The sequence below is a fragment of the Mycobacterium mantenii genome (assembly GCF_001667865.1).
GTDB lineage: Bacteria > Actinomycetota > Actinomycetes > Mycobacteriales > Mycobacteriaceae > Mycobacterium > Mycobacterium mantenii_A.
Window position 1 is genome coordinate 128,283 of sequence record NZ_LZJP01000046.1, and the last position, 17,192, is coordinate 145,474.

General features: G+C 68.3%; 21 protein-coding genes and 1 pseudogene. 10 read left to right on the plus strand and 12 right to left on the minus strand.

Translation table 11 applies throughout. The annotated features are described in order from the left end of the window. Window positions 1-173: 173 nt before the first annotated feature. The 4 genes and pseudogenes from A5688_RS28080 to A5688_RS08315 form a co-directional block, all read right to left on the minus strand. Window positions 174-397, minus strand: a pseudogene (locus A5688_RS28080) (alpha/beta hydrolase); the annotation flags it as partial. A gap of 55 nt (window positions 398-452) precedes the next feature. Next, a complete protein-coding gene (locus A5688_RS08305; RefSeq protein ID WP_067833101.1) occupies window positions 453-689 on the minus strand; it encodes a hypothetical protein in 237 nt (78 codons plus the stop codon). Window positions 690-767: 78 nt separating this feature from the next. Further along, on the minus strand, window positions 768-1,382 hold the full coding sequence (locus tag A5688_RS08310) for a TetR/AcrR family transcriptional regulator (protein ID WP_067907655.1): 615 nt from the start codon (window positions 1,380-1,382) through the stop codon (window positions 768-770). A gap of 8 nt (window positions 1,383-1,390) precedes the next feature. Next, on the minus strand, window positions 1,391-2,161 hold the full coding sequence (locus A5688_RS08315) for an SDR family NAD(P)-dependent oxidoreductase (protein WP_067907658.1): 771 nt from the start codon (window positions 2,159-2,161) through the stop codon (window positions 1,391-1,393). Window positions 2,162-2,233: 72 nt separating this feature from the next. Here A5688_RS08315 and A5688_RS08320 point away from each other — a divergent pair, with 72 nt between their 5' ends. The 4 genes from A5688_RS08320 to A5688_RS08335 are packed head-to-tail and all read left to right on the plus strand — an operon-like array spanning window position 2,234 to window position 6,428. Further along, window positions 2,234-3,478 carry an alkyl sulfatase dimerization domain-containing protein gene (locus tag A5688_RS08320; RefSeq protein WP_067907661.1) on the plus strand — a complete coding sequence of 415 codons (1,245 nt, stop codon included), beginning with the start codon at window positions 2,234-2,236 and terminating at the stop codon, window positions 3,476-3,478. Then, window positions 3,475-4,224: an SDR family NAD(P)-dependent oxidoreductase gene (locus A5688_RS08325; protein ID WP_067907665.1), complete on the plus strand. Its 750-nt coding sequence runs from the start codon at window positions 3,475-3,477 to the stop codon at window positions 4,222-4,224. The genes A5688_RS08320 and A5688_RS08325 overlap by 4 nt, the downstream gene beginning before the upstream one ends. 3 nt (window positions 4,225-4,227) lie before the next feature. Further along, window positions 4,228-5,412 (plus strand): sulfotransferase family protein, encoded by a 1,185-nt coding sequence (locus tag A5688_RS08330; protein ID WP_067907667.1) that lies wholly within the window; start codon window positions 4,228-4,230, stop codon window positions 5,410-5,412. Further along, window positions 5,409-6,428, plus strand: a complete 1,020-nt coding sequence (locus A5688_RS08335; RefSeq protein WP_067907670.1) for a zinc-dependent alcohol dehydrogenase — start codon at window positions 5,409-5,411, stop codon at window positions 6,426-6,428. Before A5688_RS08330 ends, A5688_RS08335 begins: the two co-directional genes overlap by 4 nt. 17 nt (window positions 6,429-6,445) lie before the next feature. On the opposite strand, the gene A5688_RS08340 is transcribed toward A5688_RS08335, so the two are convergent. Then, window positions 6,446-7,306 carry an SDR family oxidoreductase gene (locus tag A5688_RS08340; protein WP_067907673.1) on the minus strand — a complete coding sequence of 287 codons (861 nt, stop codon included), beginning with the start codon at window positions 7,304-7,306 and terminating at the stop codon, window positions 6,446-6,448. 319 nt (window positions 7,307-7,625) lie between these two features. Here A5688_RS08340 and A5688_RS08345 point away from each other — a divergent pair, with 319 nt between their 5' ends. Next, window positions 7,626-8,288, plus strand: coding sequence for a sigma-70 family RNA polymerase sigma factor (locus A5688_RS08345; RefSeq protein WP_067907676.1), 663 nt, complete (start codon window positions 7,626-7,628; stop codon window positions 8,286-8,288). Then, window positions 8,285-8,605, plus strand: coding sequence for a mycothiol system anti-sigma-R factor (gene rsrA / locus A5688_RS08350; RefSeq protein WP_067833148.1), 321 nt, complete (start codon window positions 8,285-8,287; stop codon window positions 8,603-8,605). The genes A5688_RS08345 and rsrA overlap by 4 nt, the downstream gene beginning before the upstream one ends. 6 nt (window positions 8,606-8,611) lie before the next feature. Here rsrA and A5688_RS28530 read toward each other — a convergent pair whose 3' ends face one another. Continuing rightward, window positions 8,612-8,686, minus strand: coding sequence for a 50S ribosomal protein bL37 (locus A5688_RS28530; RefSeq protein WP_011728008.1), 75 nt, complete (start codon window positions 8,684-8,686; stop codon window positions 8,612-8,614). A 239-nt stretch (window positions 8,687-8,925) separates the two neighbouring features. Here A5688_RS28530 and A5688_RS08355 point away from each other — a divergent pair, with 239 nt between their 5' ends. After that, window positions 8,926-9,141 carry a biotin/lipoyl-binding carrier protein gene (locus A5688_RS08355; RefSeq protein WP_067833296.1) on the plus strand — a complete coding sequence of 72 codons (216 nt, stop codon included), beginning with the start codon at window positions 8,926-8,928 and terminating at the stop codon, window positions 9,139-9,141. 50 nt (window positions 9,142-9,191) lie between these two features. After that, on the plus strand, window positions 9,192-10,691 hold the full coding sequence (locus A5688_RS08360) for a sensor histidine kinase (protein ID WP_067833151.1): 1,500 nt from the start codon (window positions 9,192-9,194) through the stop codon (window positions 10,689-10,691). 71 nt (window positions 10,692-10,762) lie between these two features. On the opposite strand, the gene whiB1 is transcribed toward A5688_RS08360, so the two are convergent. Both whiB1 and A5688_RS08370 read right to left on the minus strand, forming a co-directional pair. Next, the gene (gene whiB1 / locus A5688_RS08365; RefSeq protein WP_067833154.1) at window positions 10,763-11,017 is read right to left on the minus strand and encodes a transcriptional regulator WhiB1; all 255 of its coding nucleotides are present in this window, start codon (window positions 11,015-11,017) and stop codon (window positions 10,763-10,765) included. A 283-nt stretch (window positions 11,018-11,300) separates the two neighbouring features. Continuing rightward, on the minus strand, window positions 11,301-12,266 hold the full coding sequence (locus A5688_RS08370; protein ID WP_067907679.1) for a diacylglycerol/lipid kinase family protein: 966 nt from the start codon (window positions 12,264-12,266) through the stop codon (window positions 11,301-11,303). Between the two features lie 86 nt (window positions 12,267-12,352). On the opposite strand from A5688_RS08370, the gene A5688_RS08375 reads away from it, so the two are divergent. Further along, window positions 12,353-12,784 (plus strand): hypothetical protein, encoded by a 432-nt coding sequence (locus A5688_RS08375; protein ID WP_067833160.1) that lies wholly within the window; start codon window positions 12,353-12,355, stop codon window positions 12,782-12,784. On the opposite strand, the gene A5688_RS08380 is transcribed toward A5688_RS08375, so the two are convergent. From A5688_RS08380 to A5688_RS08390, 3 genes are read right to left on the minus strand one after another with little or no spacing between them, the layout of a single operon-like run. Next, complete coding sequence (locus A5688_RS08380) at window positions 12,736-13,218, minus strand: GNAT family N-acetyltransferase (RefSeq protein WP_067907682.1); 483 nt, start codon at window positions 13,216-13,218, stop codon at window positions 12,736-12,738. The two genes, A5688_RS08375 and A5688_RS08380, sit on opposite strands and share 49 nt — an antisense overlap. Then, complete coding sequence (locus A5688_RS08385; protein ID WP_067833166.1) at window positions 13,215-14,315, minus strand: isochorismate synthase; 1,101 nt, start codon at window positions 14,313-14,315, stop codon at window positions 13,215-13,217. The genes A5688_RS08380 and A5688_RS08385 overlap by 4 nt, the downstream gene beginning before the upstream one ends. Beyond that, the gene (locus A5688_RS08390; RefSeq protein WP_067907685.1) at window positions 14,312-14,923 is read right to left on the minus strand and encodes an acid phosphatase; all 612 of its coding nucleotides are present in this window, start codon (window positions 14,921-14,923) and stop codon (window positions 14,312-14,314) included. The genes A5688_RS08385 and A5688_RS08390 overlap by 4 nt, the downstream gene beginning before the upstream one ends. 119 nt (window positions 14,924-15,042) lie before the next feature. On the opposite strand from A5688_RS08390, the gene A5688_RS08395 reads away from it, so the two are divergent. Beyond that, window positions 15,043-15,846, plus strand: a complete 804-nt coding sequence (locus tag A5688_RS08395) for a ParA family protein (RefSeq protein ID WP_067833173.1) — start codon at window positions 15,043-15,045, stop codon at window positions 15,844-15,846. 112 nt (window positions 15,847-15,958) lie between these two features. On the opposite strand, the gene A5688_RS08400 is transcribed toward A5688_RS08395, so the two are convergent. Next, the gene (locus A5688_RS08400) at window positions 15,959-17,185 is read right to left on the minus strand and encodes an Rv3212 family protein (RefSeq protein ID WP_067907688.1); all 1,227 of its coding nucleotides are present in this window, start codon (window positions 17,183-17,185) and stop codon (window positions 15,959-15,961) included. Window positions 17,186-17,192: the final 7 nt, after the last annotated feature.

Consider the following 17,192-nt stretch of genomic DNA (forward strand, 5'->3'; position numbering starts at 1 on the left):
GAGCCCACCGACAAAAATCGTCGGCTAGAGACTCCTGAAACCACAGTGACACAAGTGATTTGAGATGTCCTGACCCCGATCAGTTGATCTATGGCTCGGCCTCACTCAGGTGCCGAGTGGACAATCGTGCCGAGTGAACAATCGAGCCGCGTCGCCTTGGCAAACTGAGGGCCGAGGACATGCAGCGGAACCATGAGCTGACGGGCCACGTCGAACATAGAAGAGGGCACGAAGCTACCGGCGAAAAAATTGGCGGCCGCGATGCGCGGTTCGACTACCGCCAGCCGGATTCCGATGGAACGATCACCCCGCCCGAGTATCCGACCGGGCCGCTGATCCCGGGCAGTGGAAGAAGTGCGTCGAGCGCGGAACGCAATTCGGGCACCGCCTTTTCGAGCGCGATGAATGGCGCTCCCGGACGACCTACCGCCCGACCGAATCAGTTGCTCGAATCAGTTGCTGAGCACCAGCTTCCAGTTGCCGTTGACGTTGCGGTCCGGCACGCACCAGAAGTTGTTCCAGCTTCCCGGCGTCGTGGCCTTCACGCCCGGGCCGGCGTTCTGACACGCCTCCCGCGTGGGGTAGTTGCCCTCGGTCTGAATCGTGTCGGCGTTGCTGACGCCCACACCGACCGTGAGCAGGCCGGCCAACGCCAGCAGACCCGCGGCGGCAAAACGCTTCATGTCCATCCAATCCTCCTGTGGGAGCGCGAACCGGCATTAACCGTATGCGGAATGGACAGACCGCGTAGTGCTTTCGCCGCGAAGCTACGCTTGCTGCAGCGCCACCGCGGTGGCCACCGCTTCCAGCAGGCGACCGAGTTGCCGGGCGTCCCCGACGGTTCGGTCCCCGGCCGCCAGCCGGGTGAAGACACCGGCGATGAACGTGGTGACGGCGGAGGTCTGCGCGGCCAGCAGGGCGGGGTCACGGGTGTCCGGTTGCAGGTGGGCGATGGCGTCGCGGGCCATGCCGTTGATCCGGGCGACGAACACCTGCGACGTTTCCGCCAGGCCGGGATCGCGGGCGGCGCCCAGCAGTAGCTCGTGGCGCGCCCTGTTCAGCATCAGCCCGGATCCGTTGGCCTGCATCATGGTGAGCCGGGCCAGGTGTGCGAAGGGCGAGCGTGGATCGACCGGCTTGTCGATCACCGACTGCAGGTTGGCCACGTCGATCTCCGCGACGCGCTTGCCAACCCCGCGCAGCAGGGCCGCGCGGGTCCGGTAGTAGTACGACGTCGTGCCCTCCGGGACGCCGGCGACCCGGTCGACCTGCCCGTGGGTCAGCCCGCGCGACCCGTGCTCGGCCAGCACCCGGATCGCCGCATCGCACAGGTCGCGGCGGCGTTCGTCACCGTTGCGTTTCCGGGGTCTGGTGGTGGCCATGACCGTCCTCAGCGCAGCACGGTGCCGCCGTCGATGTTGACGACCTGGCCGTTGATCCATTCGCCCTCGGCGGAGAGCAGGAAGGCGACCAGCGCGGCGACGTCGCCGGGATGGCCGACGCGGGGTCCCCGGATGCGTTTGAGCGCGGCGGCTTCCAGGTCCGGCCATTGCGGCACCGAACGGATGGTCTCGGTCGCGGTGAATCCGGGTGCGACGGCATTGCACCGGATGTTGTCCTTTCCCCACCGCGATGCGACGTGGCGGGTGAGCGCGCCGATGCCGGCTTTGGCGGTCGCATAGGCCGGCCGCGCGGGCTCGCCCTGGAACGCCGCCGCCGAGGACATGTTGACGATCGCCCCGCTGCCGCGGCTCAGCATCTGCGGGATGGCGTATTTCAATGCGGCCACATATCCGCGCAGGCTCACCGCCATCACCCGGTCCCAGACGTCGAAGTCGATGTCGACGACGTCGGTGTCGTCGCGGATGGTGCTCATGTCGGCACCCACGTTGAACAGCAGGTCCACCCCGCCGTAAGTGGTTGCGGCACTGTCGATCAGGCCCGCGATCGACGCCGGGTCGGACAGGTCGAAGGCCACCTGGGTCGCCGTGCCCCCGGCCGCGGCGATGCGCGCGGCGGTCTGCTGCGCGGCGTCGACGGCGACGTCACCTATGACCACCCGGCAGCCCTCCTCGCCCAGCCGGGCGGCGGTCGCCGCACCGAGGCCGGTGGCGCCGCCGACGACGACCGCGACCTTGCCGGCCAGACCGCGCAGTGCCATGAGCGCCCCTTCCCGCTTTACGGATCCGGAAGATATTGACTTTACCTCTAGAACTGTAGAGGATCGCCAGTCATGGCTGGGATTCATCGGGAGCGCCCCGGGGCCGGCGATCTCGCGGCGGCGACGGACACCCCCGCACTGTCCCTGGGCGACGGCGTCTGGATGTCCCCGGGGGTCTCCAACTCCTATGCGGTGGCCACCGACGACGGGCGGGTCATCGTCAACGGCGGGCTGGTCTTCGAAGGACCCTTGCACCGCAGGGCTTTTGCCGACGTGCCCGGCCCGACGCGGGCCGTCATCGTCACCCAGGGCCACGCCGACCACTGGGGCGGGGTGAACTCGCTGCGCGACTCGGAAACCCAAGTGGTGATGCACCGCAACTACCGGTACTGGCGCGACGATAACGCGCTGCTGATGGGGTACCGGGTGCCCAAGACGTCGTTCGCCTTCCAGAAGTTTTCCGACGCCGTGCTCGAGCACTTCAAGACGATCGACCCGGCGACCATCGACTTCTCGTTTCCCGAGCCGACCACGACCTTCGACCAGCGCCATGGAATGACGGTCGGCGGGCGCGCCTTCGAGCTGGCGTGGACGCCCGGGGGCGAGACCACCGACGCGCTGGTGGTGTGGCTGCCCGAGGATCGAATCCTGTTCAGCGGCAATCTGTTCGGTCCGCTTTTCGGCCACGTCCCCAACCTGATGACCATCCGTGGCGACAGGTACCGCGATCCGATCCTCTACATCGAGTCGCTGAACACCGTGCTGGAATACGGCCCGCGCCGACTGATCCCGGGCCACTTCGCTCCGATCGAGGGCGCCGACCGCATCGCCGAGGAAGTCACCGCGATGCGCGACGGCATGCAGGCGGTGCACGATCGCACCGTCGAACTGATGAACTCCGGAGCCGACATCCACACCGCGATGCGCGAGGTCAAGATGCCCGAGCACCTCGACATCGGCGAGGGCTACGGCAAGACCTCCTGGAATGTGCGGGCCATCTGGGAGATGTACACCGGATGGTTCCGGCATCGCTCCACCACCGAACTGTATGGCGTGGCGCAGGATTCGGTCGCCGCGGACGTGGTCAGCGCCGCGGGCGCCGACGCACTCACCGAGGCGGCGCGCGCTCACCTGGCCGCCGGACGGCCGGTGCAGGCCATCCACCTCACCGACCTGATCCGGGCCGCCCAGCCGCTGCATGCGGCCGCGCGGGCGGTGGCCGCCGACGCGCACGAAGCCCTGCTGACCGGCACCGGAAACTTCTGGGAGAAGGCCTGGCTCAGCAAGTCAATCAACGAATTGAGGACGACCGAATGAACACCGTCCAATTCGATTTCACCGGCGCGCACGTGCTGGTGACCGGCGGCACCAGCGGCATCGGCAACGCGATCGCCGCCGCGTTCGCCGGTGCCGGGGCCGCGGTCACGGTGACCGGCACCCGCGGGTCGGCCGCCGACTATCCCGAGGCGGAGCTGCGTACGTTCACCTACCGGCAGTGCCAGATCCAGGATCCCGAATCCGTTGACGCCCTGGCTGGTTCGCTGGGCGATCTGGACATCTTGATCAACAACGCGGGCGGCCCCTATCCCGCGGGCGACGAATACGACCCGGACGGCTACGTCGCGTCGGTGACGCAGAACATGCTGGGCCCGATGCGGCTGACCATGCGCTGCCACGAGCGCCTCAAAGCCAGCCAGGCGCCCGGCGGCGCGAGCGTCGTCAGCGTGGTCTCGATGTCCGCGTTCCGCTCGGCGGTCTTCGTCCCGGGTTACGCGTCGTCGAAGATGGGCCTGATCGCCCTGACGATGAACCTGTCCCGCCGGTGGGCCAACGACGGGATCCGGGTCAACGCCATCGCGCCGGGGCTCATCGACACCCGAATGACCCACCCGGCCATGGGTATTCCCGAGGTGATGGACGTCGAGATCGGCTTCCACACCCCGCTCGGCAGGCCCGGCACGCCCCAGGACTGCACCGGCGCGGCGCTGTTCCTGTGTACCGACGCCGCCTCCTACATCACCGGCAGCACGATCGCCGTCGACGGCGGATACCTGACGGTCTGAGCCATGGCCGAATTCGACAACGTTTCCACCGCGGACGACATCTTCAAACTCGCCGCGAAACGCACCGGTCTCACCGAAATCGACTCCGACTCATGGCGGGACGGATTGCAGCTCATCCTCGACGAGCTCAACACCTCGCCGGTGTTCACCCCGTTCGGCCGCGAACGGGTCCTCGACGACGTCACCAACGCGTTGGGGCGGCGCATGCAGGTGCACGGCTACATCGAGGCGCACCCCGAGGTGCTGGACACCCCCGTCGAGCGACCGCTGATCGTGCTCGGCATGCCGCGCACCGGGACCACGGTGATCAGCTACCTGCTCGACCAGGACCCGGCCCGGCGATCGCTGCTGCACTGGCAGTGCGTGGACCCGATCCCGCCCGCCGGCACCGACACACTGCGCACGGACCCGCGGTGCCTGGCCCTGCTGGAGGAGCAGCGCAAGATCCTCGAGCTGGTCACGCAGGCGAAAATGCCGCTGCCGCACTGGGAGGACGCCGACGGCCCGACCGAGGACATGTTCATCCACAACCAGGATTTCAAGGGTCTGTCCTGGGATTCGTTTCTGCCGACGGATCGCTACGCGCGATGGCTGTTCGACGAGGCCGACATGAGCAGCACCTACGAATACCAGAAGCGCTATCTGCAGGTCCTGCAGTCCACCGCGCCGGGCAGCTGGAGCCTGAAGATGCCGTCGCACTCGGTGCACATCGAGGCGCTGCTGAAGGTGTTCCCCGACGCCCGGCTGATCTGGGCGCACCGCGATCCGTACAAGGCGACCGGTTCGCTGTGCAACCTGTGGCGGCTGCCGCAGAGCCTGGTGATGAACACCGAACTGCTGGACCAGACGGAAATGGGGCGCAACGCGATGTGGCAGATGCGCTATCACGTCGATCGGCCGCTGCGGGCGCGCGAGCGGATCGGCGACGACCGCTTCTTCCATATGTACTACCACGAGATGATGACCGACCCGATGGACGTGATGCGGCGCATCTACCAGTGGGCGGACGAACTGCTGACCGCCGAAACCGAAGCGCGCATGCGCAATTGGCTCGCCGGGCACCCCCAGGACCGATTCGCGCTCAACGCCTATCGCCTCGACGAATACGGCTTGAGCGTCGAACAGCTCGCGCCGACCTTCGCCGAGTATCTCGAGACCTTCGACATCGAACTGGAGGGCACGCCGTGAAGGCAGCCGTGGTCACCGGGCCGGGCAAGGCGGAGGTCCTCGACACCGAGCGCCCCCGCGTCGGCCCGCGCGATGCGCTGGTGCGGATGCGCGCCTGCGGCATCTGCGGTTCCGACGCGTTCTACATCACCATCGGCGGCATCCCGCCGCGTCAGGGGCACACCCCGCTCGGGCACGAACCCGCCGGGGAGATCGTCGAGGTCGGCGCGCAGGTGACCGGGCTGTCCGTCGGCGACCACGTTGTGATCAACCCGATGGTCGCGCCCACCGGCATCATCGGCAACGGCGGCGCCAGCGGGGCGCTGGCCGACTATCTGCTCATCGAAAACGCCGTCCGCGGAACAAGTCTCGAAGTGATCCCGGATCACATACCGTGGGAAGTGGCCGCGCTCAACGAACCGATGGCCGTCGCGCGCCACGGCGCCAACCGCTGCCAACCCAAACCGACGGACAAGGTCGTCGTGTTCGGGGCGGGGCCGATCGGGCTGGGCGCCGTACTGGCCTTCAAATCCCTTGGCGTCAGCCATGTTGTCGTCGCGGACCTGATCCCGGGCCGCCTGAACAAGGCGCTGCAGATCGGCGCCGACGCCGTCATCAACTCCGCCGAGGAGGACGTGGTGGCCCGGCTGATCGAATTGCACGGCGAGGGCGAAGCCGGAATTCCCGGGTTACCCGGACGCGCAGGCACCGACATCTATCTCGACGCGGCCGGGGTGCCCGCCGTCGTCAACACGGCGCTGGCCGCCGCCAAGAAGGGTGCCACCCTGGGAATCGTTGGCGTGCACAAGGAGCCGGTGCCGGTCGAGCTCGTCAACGTGATGAGCAACGAGATCACCATCCTCGGCTCGATGGGCTACCCCGACGAAATCTTCGAGGTCACGAGCGATCTCGTCGCAAACTGGGAGAAGTACGCGCTGATCGTCAGCCACACGATCCCGTTCGACAATATCGACGAGGCGCTCGAGCTGGCGCACACCCCGGGGGCCGCGGACAAGGTCGTCGTCACGTTCTGCTGACGTAGATCCCTGAGCCCCTAGGGGCCGGCGTACCCCGGCGGGTTCACGCCGTCCACCCAGAAGTCGACGCCCAGCTTCGAGCCGGGAATGCAGTCGTACACCGACAAATCCTTGACGCCGGAGTCCACCAGCACGTCCTCGCACAGCAGCATGTTGCCGGTGAACTCCTTGGCCGGCTTGGTGAGGATGACATAGGCCGCGTCGGAGTAGATCTCGGGCTTGCGGGCGCGTCCCATCGCCTCGTCGCCGCCGAGCAGGTTCTGCACCGCGGCGGTGGCCACCAGCGTGCGCGGCCACAGCGTGTTGGAGGCGATGCCGTCGGCGCGCATCTCCTGCGCGATGCCCAACGCGCACAACGTCATACCGAACTTGGCCATCATGTACGCCGTCGGCTTCAGCCATTCCTGGCCCAGCAGCACCGGCGGCGACAGCGTCAGGATGTGCGGATTTTCCCGGCCCTTCATGTGGGGCAGACACGCCCGCGACACCGCATACGTGCCTCGCACCTGAATGCCGTTCATCAGGTCGAACCGCTTCATCGGCACCTCGGTGATGGAGCCCAGGTTGATCGCCGACGCGTTGTTGACGCAGATGTCGATGCCGCCGAATTGTTCGACGGTCTTGGCCACGGCCGCCTCAACCGAAGCCGGGTCGCGGACGTCCCCGACGATCGGCAGCGCCTGCCCGCCGGCTTCCTCGAGTTCCTTGGCGGCGGTGAACACCGTTCCGGGCAGCTTCGGGTGCGGCTCGGCGGTCTTGGCGATCAGTGCGACGTTGGCGCCGTCCTGCGCCGCGCGCTTGGCGATCGCCAGGCCGATACCGCGGCTGGCACCGGAGATGAACATGGTCTTGCCCTGCAGGGACGTTTCGTGGGACATGGCGTCACACTAACGCCACGCCCGATCGGGGCGGATCGGGGTCCGATCGGGGCGGCCGGGGTTGCCGGGCGGCCTGATGGTGTTCCGGAAATTGCTGGAAATAGCGGGGTCGCGCGCGCTGTTGATCAAGACGGTTTCACATGCGGTGGAGCGGACCCGGACGGACAGTGTCGGGGTCAGCCTTTAGATTGGGAGGAGCAGCGTGGTGTCAACGGCGACGAGCCTGTTGGGCGAGGAGTTGTTGGCTGGCCTCCTTGCGAGTCCGGGGGCGCTTTCGGTGCTCACCGGTAACACCGCCGCAGAAGGGACCGGGAGGATCATGGCCGACTCTGAAGATGGCCGCGACGGCGCGACGGGGCTCGAGATTCCCGGCCCCGCAGCGCACGACGAGACGGACGCGGAACTGACGGCGCGGTTCGAACGCGACGCGATTCCCCTGTTGGACCAGCTCTACGGCGGCGCGCTGCGCATGACGCGCAATCCCGCCGACGCCGAAGACCTGCTGCAAGAGACCATGGTGAAGGCTTATGCGGGATTCCGCTCGTTCCGGGCCGGCACCAATCTCAAGGCGTGGCTGTACCGGATCCTGACCAACACCTACATCAACAGTTACCGCAAGAAGCAGCGCCAACCGGCCGAATATCCGACCGAGGAGATCACCGACTGGCAGCTGGCCTCGAACGCCGAGCATTCGTCCACCGGGCTGCGTTCGGCCGAGGTCGAGGCCCTCGAGGCGCTGCCGGACTCCGAGATCAAAGAGGCGCTGGCGGCGTTGCCGGAAGAATTCCGGATGGCCGTCTATTACGCCGACGTCGAGGGTTTCCCGTACAAGGAAATCGCCGAGATCATGGATACGCCCATCGGAACGGTAATGTCACGGCTGCACCGCGGCCGACGGCAGCTGCGCGGCCTGTTGGCCGACGTTGCCAAGGAGCGGGGCTTCAACCGCGGTCAGCAGACGCACGAGGAGGTGTCGTCATGAGCGAGTTCTCCGGCCAGGGCGGTGCTTCGCCCGATGCCTGCCCCAACGACGAGTCCCACGGCAGCGTCGGCTGCGCAGAGGTCATCCGCCAGGTCTGGCTGCTGCTCGACGGGGAATGCGGCCCCGACACCCGCGAGCAGCTGCGTCAGCATCTCGAGGCGTGCCCCGGCTGCTTCAAGCACTACGGGCTCGAAGAGCGGATCAAGGCGCTTATCGCCACCAAATGCCGCGGCGAGAAGGCCCCGGAGGGGTTGCGCGAGCGGCTACGGCTCGAGATCCGGCGCACCACGATCATCCGGGGTACGCAGACGCAGTAGCGTCCGTCAGGCGTTGGGCCGCTTGCCGTGGTTGGCCTTGCTGTGCTTGCGGTCGCGCTTCTTCCGGCCTCGTTTGGCCATGGTGAAAATCCTCCGTGATTGCTTGTCAAACCAGGCGCCCAGCGCCCGTTGGCTTGTCGACCATTGTCTCACGAGACGTCCTGTGCAGTGTCTTCGCCCTCGTGGGGGCCTGTCGGGGGCCCGTGTGCCGCGGTCCCGACCGGTCCTGTGGTTCGATGTATCCGAGCCTGAATGGGCCTGATAGAACCGTGATGAACCAGCAGCCAGCCTTGCGCGAAGGCGAAACGAGTGGGGTGAAGATGGCGGAGGATGTGCGTGCCGAGATCGTGGCCAGCGTGCTCGAAGTCGTGGTGAACGAGGGTGACGAGATCGGCAAGGGCGACATCGTCGTGCTGCTGGAGTCGATGAAGATGGAGATCCCCGTCCTGGCCGAAGTCGGCGGCACCGTCAGCAAGGTCAGTGTCGCGGTGGGCGACGTCATCCAGGCGGGCGACCTCATCGCGGTGATCAGCTAGCCGTCGGCCCCCTCGACCAACCGCCGGGGAAACGACCCGGGGAGTAAGCGATGTCAACTCTCGGTGATCTGCTCGCCGAACACACCATGCTGCCGGGCAACGCGGTGGACCACCTGCACGCGGTGGTCGGGGAGTGGCAGCTGCTGGCCGACCTGTCCTTCGCCGACTACCTGATGTGGGTGCGGCGCGACGACGGCGTGCTGGTCTGCGTGGCGCAGTGCCGGCCGAACACGGCGCCCACGGCGCTGCTGACCGACGCGGTGGGCACCGCCGTCGAATCCGACCGGTTGGGCCTGGTCGCCGAGACTTTTGCGTCGGGCACCGCCCACCGGGATGACGTTGCGGGACATGAAGATTCGTGGTTGCCGGGCACCCACATCGAGGCGTCTCCGGTGCGCTACGGCGGCAAGGTGGTGGCCGTGCTCACCCACCATCAGACCGCGTTGGCCGCCGACCGCGCGTCCGGTCAGCTGGAGATCGCGTACCGGGACTGCGCCGCCGATCTGGTCCACATGCTCGCGGAGGGAACGTTCCCGGACGTCGGCGACGTGGTCATGTCGCGCTCGACCCCACGGGCCGGCGACGGCTTCATCCGCCTCGACGTGCACGGCGTCGTCGCCTACGCCAGTCCCAACGCACTGTCGGCCTACCACCGGATGGGCCTGACCACCGAGCTGGAGGGACACAACCTCATCGAGGTCACCCGCCCGCTGATCTCAGACCCGTTCGAGGCCCAGGAGGTGGCCGAGCACGTGCGGGATCTGGTGGCCGGCGGGCGCAGCATGCGCATGGAGGTCGACGCCGGGGGCGCCACCGTGCTGCTGCGCACGCTGCCGCTGATGGTCGACGGCACCAGCGCCGGTGCGGCGGTGTTGATCCGCGACGTCACGGAGGTCAAGCGCCGCGACCGCGCGCTGATCTCCAAGGACGCCACCATTCGGGAGATCCACCACCGGGTGAAGAACAACCTGCAGACCGTGGCGGCGCTGTTGCGTCTGCAGGCCCGCCGCACGGTCAACGCGGAGGGGCGGGAAGCCCTCATCGAATCGGTGCGCCGCGTGTCGTCGATCGCCCTGGTGCACGACGCGCTGTCGATGTCGGTGGACGAGCAGGTCAACCTGGACGAGGTGATCGACCGGATCCTGCCGATCATGAACGACGTGGCGTCGGTGGACCGGCCGATCCGCATCAACCGCGTCGGCGACCTGGGGGTGCTGGACTCCGACCGGGCCACCGCGCTGATCATGGTGATCACCGAACTGGTGCAGAACGCGATCGAACACGCCTTTGACCCGGCGACCGAGGAAGGCTCGGTGACGATTCGCGCCGAGCGTTCCGCGCGCTGGCTCGACGTGGTGGTGCACGACGACGGGCGCGGGCTCCCGGACGGATTCAGCCTGGAGACCTCCGACAGCCTCGGTCTGCAGATCGTGCGGACCCTGGTGTCGGCCGAGCTGGACGGCACTCTGGGCATGCGCCAGGCGCCCGCCCGCGGCACCGACGTGGTGCTGCGGGTGCCGATCGGCCGGCGGACCCGCCTGCTGCTGTAGGAGCGGTGGACCCGCACGCAAAGGTGCGGCCCCGACTTTCGTCGAGGCCGCACGGTTTTGCGCTATGTGGGTTATACCCCGCTGCGGGCCTTCGTCCGGGCGTTACGGCGCTTCAGTGCACGCCGCTCGTCTTCGCTCATGCCGCCCCAGACGCCCGAGTCCTGGCCCGTGTTCAGGGCCCAACCGAGGCAATCCGTGGTCACCGGGCACCGATTACAGACCAGTTTCGCGTCAGCGATCTGCGCGAGCGCCGGGCCACTGTTCCCTACCGGGAAGAACAGCTCCGGGTCTTCGTCACGACAGACCGCCTTGTGGCGCCAATCCATACGTCTTTACTCCTTACTGAGTGCGCAGCAAGGCGCACGGCCATTTTTCTTCGGCTGTTTACGCGTGCAGAGGAAAAGGAGTCCGGACTCCTACGTAAATTTCTGCATGCAACCTTTTGATCGTTTCACAGGCTCAACAGATGTCAATAGTGTGAGTTCGCTCGTGGGCTATCTCACTTTGATCAACTCGTAGCCAAGCCCTTACTCCGTTGTACTACACTCCACGGGCTGCTTCCCCGGAAAATTTCGCCCGCACGGGCCATCGGCGCATCGTTATCGCAGCTCAGTGCCGTTTCTGCTGCGGAGGGGCGACCACCGCCAGCGCGTCCGGGACCGCCTTGAACGTCATGGTTTCGCGCACGCCGAGGTAATCGCCGTCGAACTGGCAGGCGACGGGCCCGCCGGTGGAGGTAACTCGCAGGCACGGCAGGTCGTCCTCGGTGATGAGGTGCTTGAAGTTGAAGGTGGGCCGCTTGGCGAACATCTGCCGCACGATGCGCAGGGTCGGGATCGGCTTCATGGTGGTGGGCGCGAAGACCCCCAGGCCCGACTCGAAGCTGCAGCCGGGGTTGGTCCACACCGGGCGTTCGTTGGCGAACGTCCACGGGCTGGAGTTCGACACGAACGCGAAGCTCACGCCGTTGATGGGTTCGCGGCCGGGAAGTTCGAGCGTCAGCATCGGCTCGCGACGGGTGTAGGCCCACACGGCGGGTACCGCCGCGCGGATGTAGCGCCACGCGGAAACCTTGCCGCCCTTGTCCCGTTCGGCCTCCACCGCGGCCACCACCTCGGCGTCGACGCCCATGCCGGTGTTGAAGACGGCCCAGCGCTCGCCGCAGTCGATCAGCCCGATCCGCCGCCAGCTGCGGCGCCGCTGGTAGTCGTCGAGCAGTTGGATCAGCTGGTTGGTGGCCGCGACCGGATCCGCGGAGATGCCCAGGGACCGTGCCAGTACGTTGGCCGAACCTCCGGGCACGACGGCGACCGCCGGTATCGGGCCGGTCGGAAGTTGCCCGGGTCGGCCGAGCAGGCCGTTGACCACCCCGCTCACCGTGCCGTCGCCGCCGTGCACGACCACCAGATCGATCCCGTCGGCGACGGCCTTCTGCGCGAGTTCGGTGCCGTGCCCGCGATGGTTGGTGTGTTCGACGCTGAGCTGCAGGCGGCTCTTGAGCGCATGTGCCAGCAGGTCGCGACCGGCGGCCGTGGTGGAAGTGGCTGTGGGGTTGACGATCAGCACGGCCCGCATGAGGGACGAGCTTATGCGGAGTGCCTTAGGCGGCGCTGTGGGGGAACCGCCGGGGCACGGACGACGGCCCTGACTACGCTGTCGCTGTGACGCCGCCAGCCGCCCCGACCTCCGTTCGCCGCGCCGGCCTGGCCGTTGTGCTGCAGGGGATTGCGGCGTTGATCGTGGCGGTGGTGTTGGTGGTGCGTGGGATCGCGGGAGCCGACCAGCAGGTGGTCAACGGTCTGGCGACGGCGGGGTGGTTCGTCCTGGTCGGTGCGGCGGTGATCGCCGCGGGGCGCGCGCTGATCCTCGGCAAGCGCTGGGGCCGCGGGCTGGCCGTGATCACCCAGCTGCTGTTGCTGCCGGTGGCGTGGTACCTCGCGGTCGGATCACACCAGCCCGGCTTCGGGATTCCGGTGGGCGCGGTGGCGCTGGTCGTGCTGGGATTGCTCTTCAGTCCCGCCGCGGTGCGCTGGGCCGCCGGAGCTCAGGGCGATTCCGCCAACCCTGCCAGCGGCGGCCCGGACAGCCGGTAGGTGGTCCATTCGCGCTGCGGTTCGCCGCCGATGCCGTCGTAGAGCGTGATGGCGTCGGCGTTCCAGTTCAGCACCGCCCAGGACAGCCGCGTGTAACCCCGCCGCAGGCATTCGGATGCCAGCGCGGCCAGCAATGCCCGGGCCAGCCCGCGCCGGCGAAACTCCGGACGCACGAACAGATCTTCCAGGTAGATGCCCGCCACGCCGTCCCAGGTGGAGAAGTTGACGAACCATAGTGCCATCGCCGCGATTTCACCGTCCACCTCGGCCACGTGTCCGTACACCGTCGGCGGATCGCCGAAAAGCGCAGCCGCGATTTGTGTTTCGGTGACCGTGCACTGATCGGCGGCGTGCTCGAAGTCGGCCAGCGCGTGGATCATCTCGGTGATCGCGGCGGTGTCTTTCTGCGACGCACGACGGATGTGCCGGCTCATTGCTCGACTCCCAGGGCGTTGAGGATGGTGCCGAATTTCGTTGTCGTTTCCGCGACTTCGTCGTCGGGATCGGACTCGGCGACGATGCCGCCGCCGGCCCGCGCCAGCGCGCTGCGCCGGTCCGCCGACAGCTGCGCACACCGCAGCGACACCACCCAGCGGCCGTCGCCGCGGGCGTCGCACCAGCCCACCGCCCCGGCGTAGAACCCGCGGTCGCCTTCCAGCTCGTCGATCAGCTGCATCGCGGCCTTGGTCGGCACCCCGCCGACCGCCGGGGTGGGGTGCAGCGCCAACGCTAAATCGATTGCGGTCGTTGATGTATCACGCAACCGTCCACCGATCGGTGTGCACAGATGCCACACGGTGGCGGTGCTGCTCAGCTGCGGTTCGGCGGCGATGGACAACTCGTCGCACAACGGTTCCAGGGCGTCTTTGATGGTCTCGATGACCAGCTGGTGCTCGTGACGATTCTTGGCCGAGGAGACCAGCGCGGCGCCGTTGGCGGCGTCGGCGTCCGGGTCGGTGGCGCGCGGTGCGGAGCCGGCGAACGGCCGGCACTCGACACGGTCGCCGCTGCGCGCCACCAGGAGCTCGGGGCTGGCACCCACCAGCGCCGCCCCCGCATACTCCTCGCCGGCGGCGGTCAGGTCGACGAGGTAGCCGTAGGCCGTGGGGTCCGCCGCGATGAGCCGGCGCAGCACCACCCGCGCATCCAGCGGGCCGTCGGCGACCAGCCGCAAGGCGCGGGCCAGCACCACCTTGTGCAGCGGGTTGTCGGCCGCGGCGAGCTGCTCGCACGCCCGGCGGATCCGGTCCCGGTAGTCGACCGGTGATGGGATGGCTTCGGCCACCCGCACCGGCGGCAGCCCGCCGGTCGGCCAGTCAGGCGGTCCGTCGGTGCGGTGCACCGCGTCGGGTGTCAGCAGCGCCGCGGGGCGCTCGACGTCAAAAGGCAACGCGCCCAAGACAATCGAAGCTTCTCCCGAGCGCAGCGCGGCCTGCGCCGCGACCACGTCGCCATAGCGGCGCCGCACCCCGTCGGCGAGCAGGGTTTGCGTCGGCCCGCACAGCGCGAACGGCGGTTCGTGGTCGCTCACCCGGGTTTGATCGCCTGTGGCTGGCTGGTCAATCCGAGCGCGGCGAGCTGTCGGACGCCGTGCTCGAATCCGCACACGGCGATGGAGCCGGCCAGCATCCAGAAGCGGCTGCCCTCGACGAGGGGCAGCTCCACCCAGCGGGTGATCACCGACCGGGAGAAGTGGCTGTGCCCCACGAACACCACGTCGCGCGGGCTCATGTGCTCCAACGCGAAGGCGACGGCCCGATCGGCGCGGTCGCTGACCTGCTGCACGCTCTCGCCGCCAGGACAGCCGTGCGTCCAGACCAGCCAATCGGGCACCTTTTCGTGGATCTGTGGCGTCGTCAGCCCCTCGTAGGATCCGTAGTCCCATTCGGCGAGCAGCGGGGAGACCTCGTCGACGGTGAGCCCGGCCAGCTTGGCCGTGGTCAGGGCGCGGATGCGCGGGCTGCTCACCACCAACGGGTCGGCGAGGTTCAGTTCACGCAGAACGCGGCCGGCCAGCTCGGCCTGGACGCGGCCGGTGTCGGTGAGTTCAAGGTCGGTCCGGCCCGTGTGCTGGCCGGATTTCGACCACTCGGTCTCGCCGTGCCGGAGCAGGACCAGGCGATGGTTGTGCAAGCCCATATCGACCGATTGTGCCGGACGACATGCCGGGCCCGTCGGCCGCAGCGCTCGGCGAGCGAACGTGCCAGGATGGGCGTTGTTGAGCGCATGGCGACGACGCAGAGGGGAGAGCCGCGCCTATGGTTGCTAGGACCCGGGTATTGGCGGTGGCCAACCAAAAGGGCGGCGTCGCAAAGACGACGACCGTCGCCTCGCTGGGCGCGGCGATGGTCGACGAGGGTAAGCGAGTGCTGCTGGTCGACCTCGACCCGCAGGGCTGCCTGACCTTCTCGCTGGGCCAGGACCCCGACAAACTACCTGTGTCCGTGCACGAGGTGCTGCTCGGTGACGTCGAGCCCAACGCCGCGTTGGTCTCGACAATGGAGGGCATGACGCTGCTGCCGGCCAACATCGACCTGGCGGGGGCCGAGGCGATGCTGCTGATGCGCGCCGGCCGCGAATACGCGCTCAAACGCGCGCTGGCCAAGCTCTCCGATGACTTCGACGTGGTCATCATCGACTGCCCGCCGTCGCTGGGTGTGCTCACCCTCAACGGGCTGACCGCCGCCGACGAGGTGATCGTGCCGCTGCAGTGCGAGACGCTCGCGCACCGCGGTGTCGGTCAGTTCCTGCGCACGGTCGCCGACGTCCAGCAGATCACCAACCCGGATCTGCGGCTCCTGGGCGCGTTGCCGACGCTGTACGACTCGCGAACCACACACACCCGCGACGTGTTGCTCGACGTCGCCGACCGCTACAACATGCCGGTGCTGGCCCCGCCGATCCCGCGCACCGTGCGCTTCGCCGAAGCCAGCGCCTCGGGCTCGTCGGTGATGTCCGGGCGCAAGAACAAGGGTTCGTCGGCCTACGGCGAGCTGGCGAAGGCGTTGCTCAAGCACTGGAAGAGCGGCAAGCCGCTGCCGACCTTCGCCGTGGAGGTCTAGTGGCGATCGCAAGCGCGGCGGAGCCGGGCGCAGCGGGTCGCCACCATCGGGTCTAGTGGCGATCGCAAGCGCGGCGGAGCCGGGCGCAGCGGGTCGCCACCATCGGGTCTAGCTAGCCCAGCGCGACCAAGGTGTCGCCGCGCTGCTCGAGCACCCGGGATCCGATCACTGCCGGGAACACCGGTTTCCCGGCCGGCGGCGCGCTCGTCGACCGGTCCACCGGAATGTAGCGTTCGTTGGCTCCGGTGAGCGGGTCGTAGGCCCCGATCGCGCCGGTGACCGGCACCAGCAGCCGGCCGGCCATCATCACCCCGGGCCCCAGCGGCGCCGTCGTGCCGCCCGCCGCGATCGTGTAGCGCAGCGCCATCGTTCCGGCGTCGAAAACCATCAGCGAATCGCCCGTCCACCAGGTGACCAGGCTGCCCGGATGGGAAGTCACCGCCGAGCGTGACGGCGGCTTGGGCAGCGGCGTGCTCGACACGGTAGCGCCGGTTTCGTCGATCACGTCGACTCGGGGCTGCGGCGCCGGCAGGTAGATCGCGGTGATGTTCTCCGAGACGGCCAGCACCCGGGCGCCCGAATCGGGCGCGATCCCCGGTTCGGCCACGATGTGCTGCTGGGGTTCGTCGTCGTCCTTGCCAGGGCGCAGCAGCACCAACCGCAGGTCGGCCTGATTCGCGCAGCTTTCCAGCACCGACACCGCCTGCGAACTGGCCGCGGCCGAGAAGAGCTTGCAGCCGGAGTGCAGTCCGCGCGTCGCCGGCTTCACCCGGGCGTCGGTCTCGCCGTAGGTCAGCATGCGGACCATGTCCGAACGCAGGAGTTCCAGCCTGGTGTCGCCGACCGACAGCACCGTCATGCCGTCGGAGGAGAGTCGCACCCGCGGATCGGCGTAGCCGCTGCGGGCGGGCCCGCGACGGCCGGTGGAGCCGTCCAGGGTGCTCACCTGCCCGCAGCCGCGGTCGTCGCGGTAGACCGCGACGGCGTAGCGGTACAACCAGGTGACCCCACACAGGTCGGTGTCACGCGCGTAGCTCCAGCGGGACTGCCCGGTGTCGGGATCGCGCCCGTCGATCCGCCGGCCCGCACCGGTGACGACCTCACCGCCGGCCACGACCGGGGCGGTGGTGGCCGGACTGGCGGCGCTCCACAGCTGTTTCAGACCGGCCGGCACCTGTTTTGCCGGGCTCGGGTTGGGTGCCGGGACGGCAGCGGGCCGGCTGGTGGTGGCCCGGGCGTCGCTGGTCCACCAGATCAGCGCCGCGACAGCGGCGACGACGACCACGATGGCCGCGGCGGCGAGGATGTCGCCCTTGGTCCGGCGCTCGGGTTTGACCATGCGTCGG